Annotated in this window: 19 protein-coding genes; 11 read left to right on the forward strand and 8 right to left on the reverse strand. The window is 70.8% G+C overall.

The features are described 5' to 3' along the window. The 4 genes from AC1DCG_RS15385 to AC1DCG_RS15400 form a co-directional block, all read left to right on the forward strand. Positions 1-770, forward strand: a 770-nt coding sequence (locus tag AC1DCG_RS15385; RefSeq protein ID WP_477041538.1) for a hypothetical protein, incomplete at its 5' end; no start/stop codon positions are given. Next, positions 770-1,423: a hypothetical protein gene (locus tag AC1DCG_RS15390; protein ID WP_477030743.1), complete on the forward strand. Its 654-nt coding sequence runs from the start codon at positions 770-772 to the stop codon at positions 1,421-1,423. The genes AC1DCG_RS15385 and AC1DCG_RS15390, both read left to right, overlap by 1 nt. Then, on the forward strand, positions 1,420-2,853 hold the full coding sequence (locus AC1DCG_RS15395; protein WP_477030744.1) for a PASTA domain-containing protein: 1,434 nt from the start codon (positions 1,420-1,422) through the stop codon (positions 2,851-2,853). Before AC1DCG_RS15390 ends, AC1DCG_RS15395 begins: the two co-directional genes overlap by 4 nt. Positions 2,854-2,856: 3 nt before the next feature. Further along, complete coding sequence (locus tag AC1DCG_RS15400) at positions 2,857-3,498, forward strand: hypothetical protein (RefSeq protein WP_165259988.1); 642 nt, start codon at positions 2,857-2,859, stop codon at positions 3,496-3,498. A 51-nt stretch (positions 3,499-3,549) separates the two neighbouring features. On the opposite strand, the gene AC1DCG_RS15405 is transcribed toward AC1DCG_RS15400, so the two are convergent. Further along, positions 3,550-4,761 carry a M24 family metallopeptidase gene (locus AC1DCG_RS15405; RefSeq protein ID WP_477030745.1) on the reverse strand — a complete coding sequence of 404 codons (1,212 nt, stop codon included), beginning with the start codon at positions 4,759-4,761 and terminating at the stop codon, positions 3,550-3,552. Beyond that, positions 4,758-6,026: an NAD(P)/FAD-dependent oxidoreductase gene (locus AC1DCG_RS15410; protein WP_477030746.1), complete on the reverse strand. Its 1,269-nt coding sequence runs from the start codon at positions 6,024-6,026 to the stop codon at positions 4,758-4,760. Before AC1DCG_RS15410 ends, AC1DCG_RS15405 begins: the two co-directional genes overlap by 4 nt. 62 nt (positions 6,027-6,088) lie before the next feature. Here AC1DCG_RS15410 and AC1DCG_RS15415 point away from each other — a divergent pair, with 62 nt between their 5' ends. The 3 genes from AC1DCG_RS15415 to AC1DCG_RS15425 all read left to right on the forward strand — a co-directional run bounded on the left by AC1DCG_RS15415 (position 6,089) and on the right by AC1DCG_RS15425 (position 8,779). Continuing rightward, on the forward strand, positions 6,089-7,006 hold the full coding sequence (locus AC1DCG_RS15415) for a dihydrodipicolinate synthase family protein (protein ID WP_477030747.1): 918 nt from the start codon (positions 6,089-6,091) through the stop codon (positions 7,004-7,006). 41 nt (positions 7,007-7,047) lie between these two features. Continuing rightward, the gene (locus tag AC1DCG_RS15420) at positions 7,048-8,046 is read left to right on the forward strand and encodes a 4-hydroxyproline epimerase (RefSeq protein WP_477036714.1); all 999 of its coding nucleotides are present in this window, start codon (positions 7,048-7,050) and stop codon (positions 8,044-8,046) included. 91 nt (positions 8,047-8,137) lie between these two features. Beyond that, the gene (locus AC1DCG_RS15425; protein WP_165259979.1) at positions 8,138-8,779 is read left to right on the forward strand and encodes a GntR family transcriptional regulator; all 642 of its coding nucleotides are present in this window, start codon (positions 8,138-8,140) and stop codon (positions 8,777-8,779) included. Here the strand turns inward: AC1DCG_RS15425 and AC1DCG_RS15430 are convergent. From AC1DCG_RS15430 to AC1DCG_RS15455, 6 genes are all read right to left on the reverse strand, one after another. Next, positions 8,776-9,561 (reverse strand): ABC transporter ATP-binding protein, encoded by a 786-nt coding sequence (locus AC1DCG_RS15430; protein ID WP_477030749.1) that lies wholly within the window; start codon positions 9,559-9,561, stop codon positions 8,776-8,778. The two genes, AC1DCG_RS15425 and AC1DCG_RS15430, sit on opposite strands and share 4 nt — an antisense overlap. A 13-nt stretch (positions 9,562-9,574) precedes the next feature. Continuing rightward, positions 9,575-10,477: a nitrate ABC transporter permease gene (ntrB, locus tag AC1DCG_RS15435; protein WP_477030750.1), complete on the reverse strand. Its 903-nt coding sequence runs from the start codon at positions 10,475-10,477 to the stop codon at positions 9,575-9,577. 14 nt (positions 10,478-10,491) lie between these two features. Next, positions 10,492-11,793, reverse strand: coding sequence for a CmpA/NrtA family ABC transporter substrate-binding protein (locus AC1DCG_RS15440; protein WP_477030751.1), 1,302 nt, complete (start codon positions 11,791-11,793; stop codon positions 10,492-10,494). An 8-nt stretch (positions 11,794-11,801) separates the two neighbouring features. Beyond that, the gene (locus AC1DCG_RS15445; RefSeq protein ID WP_477036715.1) at positions 11,802-13,166 is read right to left on the reverse strand and encodes an alginate export family protein; all 1,365 of its coding nucleotides are present in this window, start codon (positions 13,164-13,166) and stop codon (positions 11,802-11,804) included. 299 nt (positions 13,167-13,465) lie between these two features. Next, positions 13,466-14,749 carry an alginate export family protein gene (locus tag AC1DCG_RS15450; protein ID WP_477036716.1) on the reverse strand — a complete coding sequence of 428 codons (1,284 nt, stop codon included), beginning with the start codon at positions 14,747-14,749 and terminating at the stop codon, positions 13,466-13,468. A gap of 145 nt (positions 14,750-14,894) precedes the next feature. Beyond that, the gene (locus AC1DCG_RS15455; protein ID WP_165259971.1) at positions 14,895-15,533 is read right to left on the reverse strand and encodes a TetR family transcriptional regulator; all 639 of its coding nucleotides are present in this window, start codon (positions 15,531-15,533) and stop codon (positions 14,895-14,897) included. Positions 15,534-15,713: 180 nt separating this feature from the next. Here AC1DCG_RS15455 and AC1DCG_RS15460 point away from each other — a divergent pair, with 180 nt between their 5' ends. The 4 genes from AC1DCG_RS15460 (at position 15,714) to clpS (ending at position 19,545) form a co-directional block, all read left to right on the forward strand. Further along, a complete protein-coding gene (locus AC1DCG_RS15460; protein WP_477030755.1) occupies positions 15,714-17,126 on the forward strand; it encodes a glycosyltransferase in 1,413 nt (470 codons plus the stop codon). Positions 17,127-17,143: 17 nt separating this feature from the next. Next, positions 17,144-18,055, forward strand: a complete 912-nt coding sequence (locus tag AC1DCG_RS15465) for an RsmD family RNA methyltransferase (RefSeq protein WP_165259967.1) — start codon at positions 17,144-17,146, stop codon at positions 18,053-18,055. 5 nt (positions 18,056-18,060) lie between these two features. After that, positions 18,061-18,852, forward strand: a complete 792-nt coding sequence (locus tag AC1DCG_RS15470) for a TrmH family RNA methyltransferase (protein ID WP_477030756.1) — start codon at positions 18,061-18,063, stop codon at positions 18,850-18,852. 363 nt (positions 18,853-19,215) lie between these two features. Continuing rightward, on the forward strand, positions 19,216-19,545 hold the full coding sequence (clpS, locus tag AC1DCG_RS15475) for an ATP-dependent Clp protease adapter ClpS (RefSeq protein ID WP_101715544.1): 330 nt from the start codon (positions 19,216-19,218) through the stop codon (positions 19,543-19,545). The last annotated feature ends 2 nt before the right edge of the window (positions 19,546-19,547 follow it).

A 19,547-nucleotide genomic window follows, 5' to 3' on the forward strand; every position in this document is an offset into this window, starting at 1 on the left:
GACCCGACCCGCATCCGCCGGCCCTGCCGCCCGCCCTGCGCGGCACGGCCGCCGACGCCCTGCGGACCACGCCTGGCGAGGGCCTGCGCGCCACGCCGGGCGAGCAGGCGCGACCGACCCCCGGCGAGCTGACGCCGGACCTGCGCCGCTTCACCACGCCCGAGATCTTCGAGCGCCCGCCCGCGCCCGCCCGTGAGGCCGCCTGGGAACGCCCGGCGGCCACGCCGCGCGAGGCGCCGTGGGAACGGATCGCCGCCCGCCGGGAACCCGCCTCCTCCACCGAGCCGTCGCGGCGGCTGGCTTCTCTGGCCGAGGCCGGTCGGGGCCTGCGCGACGCCGGCCGCGCCCTGCAGGGCGTCGACCAGCGGCCGCGCGCGGCGTCGGCCAGCGATCCCCTCGACCGGCGCCTGGCCAAGGCCCGCGACATGGTCAGCCGCGGCCGCAAGGCCTATGCCGCCGCCGAACGCGCGCTGGACAGCGCCCGCGACGCCATTCCCAGCGACTGGGTGGAACGGGCCCGCGAGCGCATCCCGGGCCTGGGCCGCGCCGATCCCTATGTGCGCGAGACGGCCCGCAAGCTCAGCGTCGCGGTCGGCGAACTGGCCGACTACGCCGAGAAGGCCGACCGCCTGCGCGAGATGGCCAGCGATGTGCGCGAGCTGAAGGAGGCCGACGAGGCCCGCGACGACGCCCGCCGCGACCGCGCCCTGGAGCGCCTGAAGGCCAAGCGCTCCGAAGAGTCCCGCGACAGTTCCGAGGGAGACGCCTGATGCCGGCCGAAAGCCGCTTCGTCGGCAATTCGATCGAGGAACTGCTCGTGGCCCTCGCTGAAGGTGTGCGCGAGGCGCAGCTGGCCCTCAACAGCGGCCCGAAGGTCGACGCCAGCGGCGCGCCCATCGGCGGCTACCAGCTGCCGTTCCTCGACTTCTCGATCAAGGTCGACATGCAGACCAAGGCCGACAGCGGCGGGCGGCCCATCGCCCTGCTGTTCACCGCCAAGGACCAGAACAGCACCAACCAGCAGGTCAGCAGCACGATCAGCGGCCGCCTCGTGGCCACCCCGCCGGGCGAGGGCCTGCCCACCCCGCGCATCGCCGTCTCGGGCGGCGGCAACATCGGCGGGCTTGCCAACCTGTCGGTCGTGGTCACCAACAGCGCCGGCGAGGTGCTGGCCGGCCAGCCGGTCGAGCTGAACATCGACGACGCCGCCAGCGCCACCCTGTCGGCGGCGCGGGGCGTGGCCAATTTCGTGCGCCAGCCTGGAACACGGCTGCAGCAGGCCCTGCTGTGCACCGACGCCGAGGGGCGCGCGGTAGCCGCCCTGTCGATCGCCAAGGAGCCCGCCCGCGCGGTCGTGGTGGTGGTCGCCTCCATCGGCGCCTATAGCGGCCGGGGCGTGGTCGGCATGGAGGAAGTCGGATGAGCACCGCCTTCTCCTGGACCGCCCGGCTGACCGACGCCGACGGCGCCGTCGCGGCCGGCGCGTCGCTGGACGTCCAGCTGTTCGACCTGAAGACCGGCGCCTGGGCCAGCGCCTCCAACGCCAAGACCGACGCGGCCGGCACGGCCAAGGGCGCGGGAGCCATCGCCGACGACACCCTGCCCTTCGCCCCGGCCTTCCGGCTGGTCGAGGGCGCCGGCGTGATCTCGGCCAGCCCCGAATTCACCCGCAACGCGCGCACCGGCGCCCTGGCTATCGATTTCGGGCAGGTGCGCCGCCTGGCCGTGCAGGAGACGGTGATCGCCCGCACCCTGTCGGCCCGCACCCTGCGGACGGCCGCGCCGATCGGCGGGGTGGTGGCCACCGACGCGGCCATCGCCGCGACGCCGACGGTCGACGCCGCCGCGATCCGCGCCCAGGCGGTCGACGACACGACCAAGACCTTCACCGCGCGGCTGGCCAAGAACGACCAGGATCTGGCCGCGCGGGACGCCCAGATCTCGACCCAGTCGAAACAGATCACCGAGCGCGACGCCCAGATCACCACCCTGCGCGCCGAAAAGGCCGACATCACCGCCGCCCGCGCCAAGAGCGACCAGGACCTGGCCGCCCGCGACGTGCAGATCGCGAGCCAGTCCAAGGCCCTGGGCGAGCGTGACGCCCAGATCGCCGCCGTCAGGGCCCAGGCCGCCGACGACGCCGCCAAGAGCAACGCCCGCCTGGCGCAACGCGACCAGGAACTGGCCGGCCGCGACGCCCAGCTGGTCGAGCGGAGCCGGGTGGTCGCCGAGCAGGAGAAGGAGATCTCCGGCCTGCGCGCCACCCTGGTCGCCAAGGACCTCGAGATCGAGGACATCAAGGCCACGCGCACGCCGGATCCGACGACGGGAACCACCGGCGGGACGACGGCCGGGACCACGGCCGGCGTGATCAACCCCGCCGTCGCGTCGACGCTGCGAACCGTGGCGGTCACCGATCTGGCCACCACCATGGCCACCCAGCTGGACAGCGCCCAGAAGACCCTGAAGCCGACGGGTTTTTCGCTGGGCGCGATCCAGGTCAGCGCCAAGGGCATACTGCGCGACAGCGGCAGCATGGAATTCCTCGACGCCGACACCCTCAAGACCCTGCCGCAGGACTCGCTGAGCGACCTGAAGTTCCAGTTCATTCCCGAGAAGGTCGCCAGCGAGGACGACGGCCCCCGCGTGCCCGACGTGCTGCAGCTGACCGAAAGCGCGGTGCGCCGCGTGCTGACCTCGGTGGGCCTGGTGCTGGAGGCCAGCACCGGCCCGCGCGGCCTCAACCCGGCCGTCGCCCCCGGCCAGGCCATGGTCCAGTCGCCCGGGGCCGGATCCATCATCGCCCGCGGCGCGCGGGTGATGGTCATCTTCGCCGACGAACAGGGAGCCTGACCCATGGCCCAGGACGCCTCCGACCTGCTCAGCGAAAGCCTGGCCACGCCGCTGGGCGAGGTGATCGCCGCCGTCGGCCGCGGGGTGGCCGAGGCCCAGGCGGCGCTCGACCACGCCTCGCTGGCCGCCACCCTGGCCATGTACGAGAGCGACGGCGACGAGGGCGTCGAGGCCCTGCGCGCCATCGGCTACCAGCCGACCTTCTACGTGCTGCCCGAGACCACCTGCGAAGTGCAGGTCTCGATGCATATCGGCGGCACCGGCGGCGCCGACGGCAGCGCCGGCACGTCGGGCCAGGTCGCCGCGATCGGCAAGGCGCGGACCTATGTCACCCCCGTCGATGCGGCCTTCCAGCAGCGCTACGCCTTCCAGGCCAGCGGCGCGGCCAAGCTGACCTTCAAGATCGTGCCCGTGCCGCCGCCCACCGCCCTCGACGATGCGGCCCCCATGCCCGAGGTGCGCGGCCTGACCGGCGCGCAGGCCGTCGCCGCGATGTCGGCCCGCGGCATCACCGCGGCCTTCGTCGACTCCCAGGGCCAGGCGGTGACCGCCGAGAAGGCCGCCGAACAGACCGTGGCCTCCCAGGACGCCCCGCCCCGGGCCCTGGTGCGCACGACCAACCCGGTCACCCTCGGGCTGAAATAGGCTGGACCTCCCCTTCCAGCCCTCCGGGCCGCCGCTCCCAGAGGGGAAGGACTACCGAGCCCGCAGGCCGAACGGATCGTCGATCGACGGAGACGGCGGGGTGAACCAGGCCGCCCCGTCTTCGGTGACGTGGAAATGGTCTTCCAGGCGCACGCCGAAGCGGCCGGGGATGACGATCATCGGCTCGTTGGAAAAGCACATGCCCGGCGCAAGGGGCGTCGCGTCGCCGCGCACCAGGTAGGGTCCTTCGTGGATCGACAGGCCGATGCCGTGGCCGGTGCGGTGCGGCAGGCCCGGCAGGGCGTAGTCGGGGCCCAGGCCATGGCGTTCGAGCACCCGCCGGGCGACCGCGTCGACAGCCTCGCACGGCAGGCCGGGACGGACGGCGGCGAAGGCGGCGGCCTGCGCCTCGTGTTCGATCTCCCAGATGCGGCGGTGCTCGTCGCCGGGCGTTCCGAAGACGTAGGTGCGGGTGATGTCGGCCTGGTAGCCCTCGACCTGGCAGCCGGTGTCGATCAGCACGAGGTCGCCCTCGGCCAGTTCCTGGTCGCCGGGCAGACCGTGCGGATAGGCCGTGGCCTCGCCGAACTGCACGGCGCAGAAGGTCGAGCCGCCGCCGCCGGCCGCGCGATGGGCCTCGTCGATGAAGCGTTTCACCTCGCTGGCCCGCACGCCCGGCGCCAGCACCGCGCCGGCGCGGCGATGGACGTCCAGGGTGATGGCCTTGGCGTAGCGCATCAGCGCCAGTTCGGCCGGCGACTTCACGCCCCGGCAGCCGTCGACCACCGGGCCGGCGTCCTTGACCGACAGCGACGGCGCGGCCTGCCGCAGGGCCGCGAACAGCGAGAACGGCGCGGCCGGATCCAGCGCCAGCACGTCGGCGCCCAGCTGCGCCAGCGCCCGGCCGACAAGGGCGGCGGGGCTCTCGTGCTCCTGCCACAGGCGGATCTCGACCTCGATCTTCAGGTCGGCCTGCAGCGAGCCCAGCTCGAAGCCGGGGCAGATCATCACCGGCGCGCCGGTCACCGGCAGCAGCAGGGCGACCAGCCGCTCGGTCGCGCCCCACGGCACGCCGGTGAAATAGCGCAGCGAGGCGCCGGCCCCGATCAGCAGGGCGTCAGCGCCCAGCGCGCGGGTCAGCCCCCTCGCCTTCTCCAGCCGCGCCTCGTACTCGGCGGCGGCGATGGCCGGCGGCCGGCCGGCGCGCGGCGACAGGTCGGCCAGTTCGGCGGCCATGGTCGATCCGCCCACGCCCAGGGTCATGCGTCTTTCCTCATGGTCTTGTCGCGACCGGTTGCGAACCGGTCCAGGTCGAAGGGAGCCAGGTCGACGGGCTCGCCGGCCATCAGCCGGGCCGTGATCTCGCCGGTGGTCGCTGCCAGGGTCAGCCCCAGGTGCTGGTGGCCGAAGGCGTAGTAGAGGTTATCGGCCCGCCGGCTGGCGCCGATGGCCGGCAGGTAGTCGGGCAAGGTGGGCCGCGCGCCGGACCATTGCCGTACCTCGCCTTGCAGCGAGATGCCCAGCGCCGCCAGGTGATGGTGCAGGCGCGCCCACTTGGCCGGGTCGGGCGGCGCGCCGTCGCGGCAGAACTCGACGAAGCTGGCCGCCCGCAGCCGGTCGCCGAAGCGGGTGAGGATCAGCGAGCGGTCCTCGAACACCACCGGCGGCAGGTCGGCCCAGCCGCCGGCCCCGCCTTCCAGGTGATAGCCGCGCTCGGCGATGACCGGCGCGACATGGCCAAGGCTTCGCATCAGGGGTCCCGAGCCGACCCCGCCGGCGACCAGGATGCGGCCGGCGGCCACGCGCTCGCCGCTGTCCAGCACGGCCTGCACGCCGCGTCCGGCAGGCGCCAGGCGGGCCACGCTCGCGACCAGCCGGCGGCCGCCCTCGGCCTCGAACGCCTCGCCCATCAGACGCAGCGCCTCGCCCGGATCGCTGACCTGGGCCGTGCCGTCGAAGCGCACGCCGCCGACCAGCGGGGGCTTCACCTGGCGGGCGACGCGGCGCAGGCCCGCATCGTCGAGGGTGGACAGGCTCGCCGTCCCGATGTCGGCCGCGCGCCAGGCGGCCAGGCCCTTGCGGGCCGCGTCGCTGGTCTCCCAGACCACCACGTGGCCCTGCTCGATGACGAGATCGGGGCGTCCCAGCGAAGCGGCCAGCCGCCGCCAGGCCGGCAAGGCGTCCGCCAGCAGGCCTCTCAGMGCCGCCCTGCCCCTGCCCGCGCGTTCGACGGTGCTGGCGGCGACATAGCGGGCGACCCACGGCGCCCAGGTCCCGGCGTCGGCGAGGCGGAAATCCAGCGCCCCGCCCAGGCCGAACAGCCGGCGCGGGGCCGAGGCCAGGGCCGCCGGCGACGCCAGCGGCTCGACCTGTTCGACGGCGATGTGGCCGGCGTTGCCGAACGAGGCCGGCGGCGGGTCCCGGCGCGGGTCGATCAACAGCACGTCCTCGCCGGCGCGGCGCAGGGCGAGCGCGCAGGCCGTCCCGACGATCCCGCCGCCGATCACCGCCGTTCCAGCCGCCTTCATACCTTGCCACGTCCCTCAGCTTAATATCGTATACGATATGACGAAACAGGAGCCGCAAAGCAATGAGCCCCATGCGCTGGACCGGGGTATTCCCCGCCGCCACCACCCAGTTCAAGCCCGACCTGTCGGTGGACCATGACGCCAGCCAGCGAGTGCTCGACAATCTTGTGCGCGACGGGGTGCATGGCCTGGTCGTGCTGGGCACCTGCGGCGAGAACAATTCGCTGGAGCCCGACGAGAAGCGCGGCCTGCTGAAGGCCGCCGTCGAGGTGGTGGCCGGGCGCGTACCGATCATCGTCGGCTGCTCGGAGCTGACCACGCCGCGCGCCGCCGCCTTCGCCCGCGACGCCGAGGCGATCGGCGCGACCGCGCTGATGGCCCTGCCGGCCATGGTCTATGTGCCCACCGAGGCCGAACTGGAGGCCCACTTCCGCACCGTGGCCCGCGCTTCCGGCCTACCGATCATGCTCTACAACAACCCGCCGGCCTACCGCGTCTCGATCGGCCTGGAGGTGCTGTCGCGCCTGGCCGACGAGCCGACCATCGTGGCGGTCAAGGAAAGCGCGCCCGACACCCGCCGCTTCACCGACCTTTCCCGCGCCTTCGGCGAGCGCTTCGTGCTGATGGCAGGGCTGGACGACGTGGCGCTGGAGGGCCTTCTGCTGGGCGCCAAGGGCTGGGTCTCGGGGCTGACCAGCGCCTTCCCGCAGGAGTCGGTGGCCCTGGTGGAGGCGGTCGAGGCCGGCGACCTGGAAACCGCGCGGCGCATCTACCGCTGGTTCATGCCGCTGCTGCACCTCGACGCCGAGCACGACCTCGTCCAGTCGATCAAGCTGGCCGAGGAGATGATGGGCCGCGGCTCCGAACGCGTGCGCATGCCGCGCCTGCCTCTGGCCGGCGCCCGCCGGGCCCAGGTGGTCGCCATGGTCGAGGAGGCCGCCGCCAGCCGGCCGGCCCTGGCCAAGCCCCAGGCGGCCTGACACACCTGACCCCGACAGCCCCGCCGGTTCCCGGAGACGCCATGCGCCACACCTTTTTCTGCATCGACGGCCACACCGCCGGAAACCCCGTGCGGCTGGTCGCCGGCGGCGCGCCGCTGCTGCGCGGGGCGAGCATGAGCGAGCGGCGGCAGGACTTCCTGGCCCGCTTCGACTGGATCCGCACCGGCCTGATGTTCGAGCCGCGCGGCCACGACATGATGTCGGGCGGCTTCCTCTACCCGCCCACCCTGCCCGACTGCGACGCGGGCATCCTGTTCGTCGAGACCAGCGGCTGCCTGCCGATGTGCGGCCACGGCACGATCGGCATCGTCACCTTCGCCCTCGAGAACGGCCTGATCACCCCGCGCGAACCCGGCCGTCTGCGGCTGGAGGTTCCGGCCGGGGTCATCGACATCGCCTACGAGACCCAAGGCGCGAAGGTGACCTCGGTGACGATCCGCAACGTCGCCAGCTATCTGGCCGCGACCGGGATCCGGATCGAGGTTCCGGGCCTTGGCCCGCTCAGCGTCGACGTCGCCTACGGCGGCAACTACTACGCCATCGTCGAGCCGCAGGGGGCCTATGCCGGGGTCGACGCCCTGGGCGCGGCCGAGATCCTGCGGCTGAGCCCGATCGTGCGCGCCCTGGTGCGCGAGCAGGTCGAGCCCGTGCATCCGCTGGACCCGACGATCCGCGGGGTCAGCCACGTGCTGTGGGCCGACGCCCCCGCCGGCGACGGCGCGGACGGGCGCAACGCGGTGTTCTACGGCGATCGGGCCATCGACCGTAGTCCCTGCGGCACCGGCACCTCGGCGCGTCTGGCGCACCTTTTCGCCACCGGCCGCCTCGAGGTCGGCGAGGCCTTCGTCCACGAAAGCTACATCAAGAGCCGCTTCGTCGGGCGGGTGGAGGCCAAGACGGTGCTGGGCGATCACCAGGCGATCATTCCCTCGGTTCAGGGCTCGGCGATCGCCACGGGATTCAACACCCTCTGGATCGACCGCGAGGATCCGTTCTGGGCGGGTTTCCAAGTGGTCTGAAATGACCGAGGTTTAATCCGGGTCCCGGCCCAATCTGGTATACGGGGCTTGTTTCGGCGCGGGGGCGCCGACTGGGGCCAGTTCGCAACGCATGAGTATCGTCGTCCGCACCCTGTCCGATCAGACCTACGAGATCGTGCGACGGAGGATCCTCACGGGCGACATGCCGCCGGGCGCGGCGGTGCGGCAGGACACCATCGCCGCCGAACTGGGGGTCTCCAAGATCCCGCTGCGCGAGGCCTTGAGCCGCCTGGAGCAGGACGGGCTGCTGAGCTCGTACCCCAACAAGGGCTATGTCGTCCGGCCGGCGTCGACCGAGGAGGCCAGCGAGGTCTTCGCCCTGCGCCTGCGGCTGGAGCCTGGCGCGGCGGCCGAGGCGGCCCTGAAGGCCGGCCCCGACGACCACGCCCACGCCGAAAGCGCGCTGGCGACGCTGGAAGCCGAGCTGGGCAAGCCGCAGGGCGACCACGTGACCTGCAACCGCGCCTTCCACATGGCCCTGGTCCGCCCCGGCGGACATGTCACCAGCCAGCTGGTCGAGCGCCTGCAGATCCTGTCGGAGCGCTATGTGCGCCTGCATCTGGAGCCGCTGGGCCGCGACGAGCGCGCCAGCCGCGAGCACCGGGCCATCCTCGACGCCTGGAAGGCCGGCGACGCGGCGCGGGTGGAAGCGCTGCTCGCCGAGCACATCGAAGGCACGCTGGCCGACCTGCGCCAGCAGCTGGCGGCCTAAGCCGCTCTCCGCGCGTAGAGGAACTCGATCACCGCCGCCCGGGCATGGACGTAGGACGCGTCCTCCGCCACGGCCAGGCGATCGCGCGGCCGAACGAGCTCCACCGGGCGCACCTCGCCGATCGTGGCGCGCGGGCCGTTGGTCATCATCACGATGCGATCCGACAGCAGAACCGCCTCGTCGACGTCGTGGGTGACCATCAGCACGGTGTTGTTGAGGCTGGCCTGGATCTCCATGACGCTGTCCTGCAGGTGCGCGCGGGTCAGGGCGTCCAGCGCCCCGAACGGCTCGTCCAGCAGCAGCACCTTGGGCTGCATGGCCAGCGCCCGGGCGATGCCGACGCGCTGCTTCATGCCGCCGGAGATCTCGGACGGCCGCTTGTCCCTGGCGTGGGTCATCTTGACGAGGTCGAGATTGTGCAGCGTCCAGTCGCGGCGCTCGGCGGCGGATTTCTTGCCGGCGAACACCTTGTCGACCGCCAGCTGCACGTTCTCGCGCACCGACAGCCACGGCAGCAGCGAGTGGTTCTGGAACACCACCGCCCGCTCCGGCCCCGGCGCGCTGACGGCCTCGCGGTCGAGGATCACCGCCCCGGTGGAGGCCGGAACCAGGCCCGCCACCACGTTCAGCAGCGTGGACTTGCCGCAGCCCGAATGGCCGATGATCGAGACGAACTCGCCCTTGGCCACCTGCAGCTCGACGCCGCGCAGCACTTCGGAAGCCCCCGCGCCGTGCCCGAAGGTGACGCCCAGGTTCTCGATGGAGAGATAGGCCTTGCCCATGATCTTTCCCTTTTCAGCTCGCCGCGTCGCCGCGGGAGACGATGCGGCCCAGGAGGGCCACGATGCGGTCCAGGGCGAAGCCCGTCAGGCCCACCCACGCCAGGGCCACGACGATGTCGGAGATGCGCGAGGCGTTGTACTGGTCCCAGATGAAGAAGCCGACGCCGACGCCGCCCAGCAGCATCTCGGAGGCGACGATGGCCAGCCAGCTCATGCCCACCCCGATGCGCAGGCCCGTGAAGATGTAGGGCGTGGTCGCGGGCAGCAGGATCTTGAAGAAGTACTCGATCGGCGACAGCCGCAGCACGCGGGCGACGTTGCGATAGTCCTCGGGGATGTTGCGCACGCCGACGGCGGTGTTGATGACGATCGGCCAGATCGAGGTGACGAAGATCACGAACAGGGCCGACGGATTGGCCTCGTGGAAGGCCGCCAGYGAGATCGGCAGCCAGGCCAGCGGCGGCACGGTGCGCAGCACCTGGAAGATCGGATCCAGCCCCCGGTGGGCCCAGCGGTTGGCGCCGACCAGCACGCCCAGACCGATGCCGACCACCGCCGAGATCGAGAAACCGAAGGCCACGCGCTTCAGGCTGGTCAGCACATGCCAGAACAGGCCCCTGTCGACCCCGCCCCGGTCGTAGAACGGATCGACGATCAGCTCCTTGGACTCCAGCCAGATGCGCGAGGGCGACGGCAGGCCCTCGTAGGAGTCGCCCGACAGCCCCTGCCACAGCGCCATGATCACCAGCACGGTCAGCGCCGGCGGCAGGACGACGGCGGCCACCGCCCCCGCCCTGCGACCAAGGCCGCTCCCTCCAGGGTTCTTCGCAGCCGCCGGCGGCGGGACCGCAACCGAGGCCTTCACGGGGGCCGCGACGGGCGCGGCCTCGGCGAAGTCGGGCTTGGGATAGGTCATGGGGGATCCCCTCCTCAGGCGAGCTTCTTGATGGGCTGGCTGGCGAGGTACGCGCCCGGATTGGCCGGATCGAACACCTTGCCGTCGAAGAACCGCTCGGGGCCGCGGCTGTCGCCGGCGGGACCCGACTGGCCGATCGACTTGGCGGCCGCGCGCCAGATGTCGGCGCGGTTGACCTTGTTGACGAGGGCCTGCTTGTTGACCCCCTGCCCGATCACGCCCCAGCGGATGTTCTCGGTGACGAACCACAGGTCGTGCGACTTGAAGGGGAAGCTGGCGTTGTCGGCCCAGAACTTCATGACGTGGGGCGAGCCTGTGACCTTGCGGCCGTCGCCGTAGTCGATGGTTCCCTGCTGGCGAGGCAGGATGTCGCCCATCGGCACGTTGATGTACTGCCGCCCCGAGACGATCGAGCACATGGCCGCCTTGTTGGCCGGCTTGTCGCACCACATCTGGGCCTCCAGCACGGCGGCGGTCAGGGCCTGGGCGGCGCGCGGATAGCGGTCGACCCAGTCGGCCCGCATGCCCAGCGCCTTCTCCGGATGGTTCATCCAGAGCTCGCTGGTGGCGGTGGCGGTGTAGCCGATGCGCTGGTTGACCGTCTGGCCGTTCCACGGCTCGCCCACGCAGAAGGCGTCCTGGGTGCCGGCCTTGAGGTTGGCCACCATCTGCGGCGGCGGGATGACGATGGTCGAGACGTCGAGGTCGGGATTGATGCCGGCCGCGGCCAGCCAGTAGCGGACCCATAGGTCGTGGGTGCCGCCCCGGAAGGTCATGGCCACCTTGGCGATGTTTCCCGAGGCCTTCAGCTGGGCGAACTTGGCCTTGGCTCCGGCGGCGCTCAGGCCCACCTTCACGGCCTTCAGGTCGTTGCCGACCGAGATCGCCTGGCCGTTGGTGTTGAGCCTGGCCAGCACGTACATCGGCAGCGGCTTGCCGCCGGTCTGGACGCCCAGGGTGAACTGCAGCGGCATGGGCGAGAGGATGTGCGCCCCGTCGATGCCGCCGCCGCCCGAGCCCAGCACCAAGTTGTCGCGCGTGGCCGCCCATGAGGCCTGCTTGACCACCTCCACGTCGGGCAGGCCGTGCTTGGCGAAGAAGCCCCGCTCCTTGGCGATGATCAACGGCGAGCTGTCGGTCAGGGCGATGAAGCCCAGGCGCGCCTTGGCGGTTTCCGGCCCTGCGCCGGCGGCGTGGGCTCCCGCCGGGAACGCGGCCTTGACGGCGGCCATGGTGGCGGCGGCCCCGATCAGGGCCGTGCGCCGAGAAACGCCCATGGAGACGCCCGATTGGGCGGTCTTGTCGGTCTTGGTCATGATCGGGCTCACAGCTTGTATTCGAGGGAGAACCAGGCCTTGGTCCGCGAAGCCGGCGGGGCCAGGGTCCCGGCCGGCACGGTCGTCTCGCGCTGGAAGTCGGCGTACTTCAGCAGCAGGGTCAGCTTGGGCGTGATCGCCGCGGTCAGCTGGACCTCCCACTCGTGGCCGAGGTCGGCGCCGGTCCGCTGGTCGTCGAAGTCGTGGTAGCGAACCAGCAGATCGCTGTTGAAGAAGTAGGTCTTCTTGAAGCGCGGCTTGACGTTGAGGCCGACGTTCAGGTCCTGCAGGCCGTCGGCGAAGCTCTTGTTGCCGCCCGGCGAGACCCACGAGTCCGACCAGCCGTTGAAGGCGTGAACCGTGCCCAGCGGCGTGGTGAAGCCCCGCGTGCCGTCGCCTTCCAGCTGCTCGTAGGCCAGGCGGGCGGTGTAGATGTCGAAGGTCCCCGCCACCTCGCCCGCCCAGTAGTCGAGATCATAGCTGGGCGTGTTGCCGTGATAGTCGCTCTGGCGGGCGAAGGTCGCGCCATAGGCCACCTGGTAGAGCCCAAGCCAGGTCTTGCCCGAGGCCTTGGCGCCCTTGGTGATCGACGAGTTGATCGGCGAATTGCCGAAATCCAGCGCGTAGACGAACCCCTGCAGCCGCAGCGCCTCGGCCGGCGACCAGGTGACGTTCAAGAGATGGCTGTCGCTGTCCCAGTCGCGCAGTTCGCCCAGGATGCGGTTGACGTGGGTGAGATAGGCGTAGGTCCCCTTCACCCGGCCAAGGGCGAAGTCGGCGCGGACGCCGTCGAAGGTCTGCTCGTCCTGGCGCCAGGCGACGCCGCCGACGAAGCGCTGGTCGTCGAGCACGATGCGCTGGCGCCCCGCCGTGACCTGCAGCGCCGCGCCCGGCGTCCAGGTCACCTGGGCGCGGTTGACCTCGGTGACGTCCGGGTCGTTGACGATCGGATAGCGGGCCTTGTCGGCGCCGTTCAGCGGCGGCGTGGTCGCCCCTGGCACGTTGACCGCATAGTGCTCGGGGCCGACCTGGCGGACATCCTCGAACTCGATCAGGCCCTTGAGGCCGTGGAAATCGCCGGTCTCCCAGCCAAGGCGTGTGCGCACCGTATAGGCCGAGGCCCTGTCGCGCAGGTTGGCCTGGTCGACACCCTCGTAGCGGAAGCGCACCTCCAGGATCGGCTTGCCGGCCAGCACCTGTTCACTGAACGTCGGCGGCGGCGCGGGCGGCGGCGGCTCGGCCGCCTCGGCCACGGCTTCCGGCTCGGCGGCCGGCGGCGTGCCTTGCGTTGTCGTCTGGGCGTGTGTTCCCGATGCCCACAGCAGCGCCGCGAGCCCAGCGCCGAGCGTCAGCCCGGCCCTCTTCGTCCTCATGCCTCTTCCCCTTAAGGCCAAAAAAAAACGCCCGGCGAGGGCGTGAGCCCCCTCCGGACGTCGTTGTCCAAAACAGTCGCCGACCCCGTCGTCGGCGTCAGGGCCTTGCGGCCCCTCGCGGAACGTCGTTGCCCCGCATGTCGGTGATCAGGGACGCACCGACCACCGGGGATCGGCAATCGGCAAACCGTCGTTATCGGTCGTTTCGCAGGTGCGGCGCCGTTTTTGCGCAGCGGCACGGCGCCCAAGACTTGAGCGGCGCCCGCAAACCGGGCGCCCTCCTCTCGCTACGGACGATCTCAGAGCTTGTACTCGAGGGTGAACCACACCTTCTTGCGCGACGCGGGCGGCGCCGGGGTACCGGTCGGCACGCTCGCCACCCGGTCGAAGCCGGCATACTTCAGCTGGGCCGACAGCTTCGGGGCGATGGTCGCCGTCAGCTGGGCGTTCCACTCGTGACCAAGGTCGACACCCGTGCGGTCGTCGTCGAAGTCGTGATAGCGGACCAGCAGCTCGGGGCTCGAGAAGTTGCGGACCTTGATCTTCGGCTTGAGGGTGACGGTGAAATTCAGGTCGTCCAGGCCGTCGGCGAAGCTCTTGTTGCCGCCCAGCGACGACCAGGCGTCGGCCCAGCCGTAGAAGCCGTGGGCCGCGCCCAGCGGCGCGCCGAAGCCTCGCGTGCCGTCACCTTCCAGCGTGTGGTAGCCGAGCTGGGCCGTATAGATCCCGCGCGTGGCGGCGATCTCGCCGCCCAGATAGTCGAGCTCGTAGTCGGCGGTGGCGCGGTGATAGTCGCTCTGTCGCGCGAAACCGCCCGAATAGTTCAGGGTGTAAGCGCCCGCCTTTGCCTTGCCGACGGCCCGCACGCCCTTGGTGATCGAGGTGTTGAGCGGCGAGTCCGAGAAATCGAGCGCGTAGACGAAGCCCGTGGCCTTCAGGGCCTCGGAGAAGGTCCAGCTGGCGTTGACGAAATGGCTGTCGCTGTCCCAGTCGCGCCGCTCGCCCAGGGCCCGGTTCACGCGGGTGACGTAGACATAGGTTCCCTTGAAGCGGCTCAGCGACAGGTCGGCGCGCAGGCCGTCATAGGTCTGCTCGTCCTGGCGCCAGGCGGCCGCGGCGACGAAGCGCTGGTCGTCGAACTGGATCTTCTGGCGGCCGGCGGTCAGCTGCAGCGCCTTGCTGGGCGTCCATTGCAGCTGGGCGCGGTTCACCTCGGTGACGTTGGGATCGTTGATCGCCGGAAAGCGCGCCTTGTCGGCGCCGTTCAGTGGCGTGGAGACGCCTGGCGTGGTGATGGCGAAGTGCTCGGGACCCACGCGACGGACGTCGTCGAACTCGATCAGGGCCTTCACGTCATGCCAGGCGCCGGTCTCCCAGCCGAAGCGCGTGCGCACCGTCGTGCCCTCGGCGTTGTTGCGCAGCGTGGCGGTCTTGGTCTGGTCGTAGCGCTCGTAGCGGGCGCGGATCTCCAGCAGCGGCTTGCCGGCCTTCACGGCGTCGAGCAGCGACGCCTCCTGCGCGTTCGCGCCGCTCGCCCAGGCCAGAGCCGCAAGGCCCGCACACACAACATGAAGTCTGCTCATGCGGCGGGGCTCTAGTGCCCAAGAGTTAACCCGCTACCACCACCGCTCCATCGAACGACGTTGTATTTTCGCAAGCCGGCTAAGCCTCTGGCGCTGCGGGGAAATTTCGCAGGTGCGACCGTTTGTCGCCCGCCGCGCCCGGCTGCTACCTGTCGGCGATCAGGCCGTGCATCACCCCGTCCAGCGTGACCTGCATCAGTTCCTCGGCCGGCGCCCAGCTGCGGCTGGGCTTGGTGATGACCAGCGAGACGATGCCGTGGCAGGCGGCCCACAGCACCTGGGCGGCGCTCTCGGCCGTGCCGGTCTTCAGGCGGCCGGCGGCGGCGATCTCGCGGATCGGACCGCTGAACTCGTCGAAGCAGCGGTCGCCGAGATCGGACACCGCCTGCTGCTTCTCGACCGAGATCGCCTCGTTCGAGCCGCAGAACACCAGCTGGTAGGTGTTGGGGTTCTCGAAGGCGAAGCGCATGTAGGCGTCGAGCATCCGCCGCACCTTCTCGACCGCGTCGATCGGCTCCTGCGACAGGGCGACGTTGATCGACAGCAGCTTCTCGATGGCTTCCTTGCCGATCTCGAGCAGAATCTGGTCCTTGTCGCGGAAGTGCATGTACAGCGCGGTCGAGGACACGCCCACGGCGTCGGCGATCTTACGGATCGTCGCCCCGGCATAGCCCTCGGCGATGAAGATCTTCTCGGCGGCGGCCAGGATCTCGCCCCGGCGCATGTGCCCGTCGCCCTTGGGCTTGCGGGCGGACCTGGGCGGCTTCTTCAACGCGACGGTCACGATACGGTACTTCCTCCCTCTTCCCCGACCTGACACTAAACGGGAATCACCCAGGGCCGACAAGCGTAACGCCGGTTTTGCGTAGAACGCGCATTTTTCCATTTGACACTTTATGGTTGAGTTAATCGAGTCGTTCCCGCCGAAAGGCCTAGGTTCAGGCCAGAGGGGCTGGGGGACGACATGGCGCGTGAGGAACGACGGCTGCACGTCGATGGGCTGGATCACGCCATCCTGCCCGATCCGCCCCAGGTCTCGCCGCTTCCCGTCGCGGACGGCGCGCATCGACGGCTGAGCCCGGCGCAGAGCATCGCGGGAGCGGCGATCGTGCTCGGCCTAGCCGCCGCCCTGGCGCTCGCCCCCGGCCGGACGCTCGAAGTCCTGAAATGGACGGGCCTGGCTCTCTTCGCCCTGCTGGCCACGCTGCGGCTGGTCGCCGCCTGCACGCCCCGCCGCGCGAGCGCCGCGCCGCCCCTGCCCGACCACGCCCTGCCCGCCTACACGGTGCTGGCGCCGCTCTACAAGGAAGCCTCGGTGGCGGCCGAGCTGGTCGCCAATCTCGATCGCCTGGACTATCCGCGCGATCGCCTGCAGGCCCTGATCGTGCTGGAGGCCGACGACACCGAGACCATCGCGGCCTTCCACGCCCTCGACCTGCCCGCCTTCGTCCAAGTGCTGATCACGCCGCCGGGCGGTCCGAAGACCAAGCCCAGGGCCTGCAATCACGCCCTGGAGCGGGCGCGCGGCGAGCTGCTGGTCATCTATGACGCCGAGGACGCGCCCGACCCGGGCCAACTGCGCGAGGCCGCCGCCCGCTTCGCGGCGGGGCCGGCCAGCCTGGCCTGCCTGCAGGCCCCGCTGCGCATCGAGATCCCGGCCATCTCGGGCATGCTGCCCAGGCAGTTCCAGCAGGAATACGCCGCCCACTTCGAAGTGCTGCTGCCGGCCCTGGCGCGCTGGCGGCTGGCCTTCCCCCTGGGCGGCACCAGCAACCACTTCGCCGTCGCGCCCCTGCGGGCCATCGGCGGGTGGGACGCCTTCAACGTGACCGAGGACGCCGATGTCGGCTTCCGGCTGGCCGCCGTCGGCCTTGCGCTCGGCGTCATCGACCGGCCGACGCTGGAAACCGCGCCGACCACCTGGAAGGCCTGGCGTCCGCAGCGGGCGCGGTGGATCAAGGGTCACCTGGCCACCCTGCTGGTGCACCTGCGCGGTCCCGCCGCCCGCAGGCCCCGCGTGGCCCTGGCGCTGTTCCTGACCCTCTTCCTGTCGCTGGTCTCCACGCACCTGCACGCGCCGATCCTGGCCGGCGCCATGCTGATGATCCTGCTGGACCTGGCGCCGGACGGCCATGCCGTGATCGACGGCCCCGGCCTGGCGCTGTTCACCTACGCCTGGAGCGGATCGGCCATCGCCGCCGTGGTCGGCCGGCGGCGCGCCGGCGGCAAGGCCAGGTGGCTGGACCTGCTCGGCCTGCCGCTGATCTGGCTCCTGCAGGGCTGGGCCGGCTGCCATGCGCTGGTGCAGTTCGTCCTGCGTCCGCACCACTGGGACAAGACCCCGCATGCGCCTCGGGCTGGACGACGCTTGGGCTGAGCGCGTATGGCGTGGCCATGCACCCGACCATCGCCGCCTCTCCCCTCGTCATGCGCACCACCGGCTGGGCCGACTACGCCCTGCTCGACAGCGGGCGCGGCAAGAAGCTGGAGCGCTACGGCCGCTACACCGTCGTCCGTCCCGAGCCGCAGTGCTTCTGGGAGCCGCGCCTGCCGGCCAGCGCCTGGGACGAAGCCGACGCCGTGTTCGACCCGTCCGACGAGGACGAGGCCGGCCGCTGGCGCTTCCGCGGCAAGCCGATCGAGAAGTTCGACCTGGCCTGGGGCGAGGCGAAGTTCCACGGCCAGTTCACGCCGTTCCGCCACCTGGCCTTCTTTCCTGAGCAGGCCGCCAACTGGGCCTGGCAGGACGAACGCGTGCGCGCCTTCATCAAGGCCCGCGGCCGTCAGCCCAAGATCCTGAACCTGTTCGGCTACACGGGCGTCGCCAGCCTGGTCTGCGCCGCCGCCGGGGCCCACGTCACCCACGTCGACGCCTCCAAGAAGTCGGTCGGCTTCGCGCGCGAGAACGCCGCCTTCGCCGGCCTCGCCGAAAAGCCGATCCGCTGGATCGTCGAGGACGCCCGCCGCTTCGTCGCCCGCGAGGTGCGTCGCGGCAACGTCTATGACGGGATCATTCTCGACCCGCCGAAGTTCGGCCGCGGCCCCGACGGCGAAGTCTGGCGCTTGTTCGAGGACCTGCCGGCGCTGGCCGCCGACTGCGCGGCGCTGCTGGCCGAGGACGCCGACTTCCTGCTGATGAACGCCTATGCCGCCCGTGTCTCGGGGGCCGCCATGTCGGGCCTGCTGGCCCAGGCTCTGGACGGCCGCGCCGGCGTCATCGACTGGGGCGAGCTGTCCCTCGTGGAAGACAAGGGCGACCGCCAGATCGGCCTGTCGTTCTTCGCCCGCTGGTCGTCGGAGGCCTGAGACCTATGAGCGTCAAGACCGTCACCTCCCTGACCAACGCCACGGTCAAGGCCGTCCGCGCCCTGCACATGCGCAAGGAGCGCGAGGAAAGCGGCCTGTTCCTGGCCGAAGGCCTGAAGATCGTCATCGAGGCGATCGACTGCGGCCACGCGCCCAAGATCCTGATGTACGGCCCCGACGCGGCCGACCACCCGATGCTGCAGAAGGCCGCCAAGGCCTGCGCCGCCGCCGGCGGCGAGGTCATCGAGGTCAACCGCGAGATCCTCGAGAAGGTCTCGCGCCGCGACAACCCCCAGGCCGTGGTCGGCGTCTTCAAGCAGGTCTACACGCCGCTGTCGGCCATCGTGCCGCAGAGCGCCGACTGCTGGGTGGCCCTGCAGGCCGTGCGTGATCCGGGCAATCTCGGCACCATCATCCGCACCGCCGACGCGGCCGGCGCCGGCGGGGTGATCCTGGTCGGCGACTGCGTCGACCCCTACTCGGTCGAAGGCGTGCGCGCGACCATGGGCTCGGTCTTCGCCGTGAAGATCGCCAAGGCCAGCGTGCAGGAGTTCCTGGCCTGGCGCGAGGAATGGCCCGGCAGCGTGGTCGGCACCCTGCTGACCGCCACCGTCGACCACAAGAGCGCCGACTACGTGAAGCCGTCGCTGATCCTGATGGGCAACGAACAGCAGGGCCTGCCGCCCGAACTGGCCGCCGCCTGCGACGTCAACGTCAAGATCCCGATGCGCGGCCGCGCCGACAGCCTGAACCTGTCGGTGGCCACGGGGATCATGATCTACACGGTGACGGGCTGATTTCAGAGACCCTCCCCCTGAAGGGGGAGGTGGCCCGGAGGGCCGGAGGGGGAAGTCCATTCTGACGTCGAGACGGCCGCTGGCTCATGAGCCACATCCCTCTCCGTCGGCTTCGCCGACACCTCTCCCTTCGGGGAGAGGGTCTTCTCCCCCTTGCGCGACAACGCGCCGCACACCATTTCGCAGCCTCGCCGCGGGAACGCACAGGCCCCTATCGCCGCTCTCCCAAACGTGAAGCCGATTTCGACGGCGCCCCTGTGCTAAAGCGGCGCAGTCGGGCGGCGGCCTCTTCCAAAGCCGCCGCTTTTCCATATCTAATTCATGAAGGCGGGTGATTTGGTTCCCGCCGGGAGAAAGCGGTCGATGGCCGAGCGAAAGCAAGGCGGACAGAATAACGGCGCGGGCTCTTCGGTCGTCACGGAAGTGAAGCCGAAGACGCAGAAGCCCTCGTTGTATCGCGTACTGATCCTGAACGACGACTACACCCCCATGGAGTTCGTCGTTTACGTGCTCGAACGGTTCTTCAACAAGTCGCGCGAAGACGCGACACGGATCATGTTGCACGTTCACCAGAACGGCGTCGGGGTCTGCGGTGTCTTCACTTACGAAGTCGCCGAGACCAAGGTCGCTCAAGTGATCGACTCAGCCCGCAGACATCAGCACCCGCTGCAGTGCACCATGGAAAAGGATTGAGG

It is taken from the genome of Caulobacter sp. 10L414 (assembly GCF_056395525.1).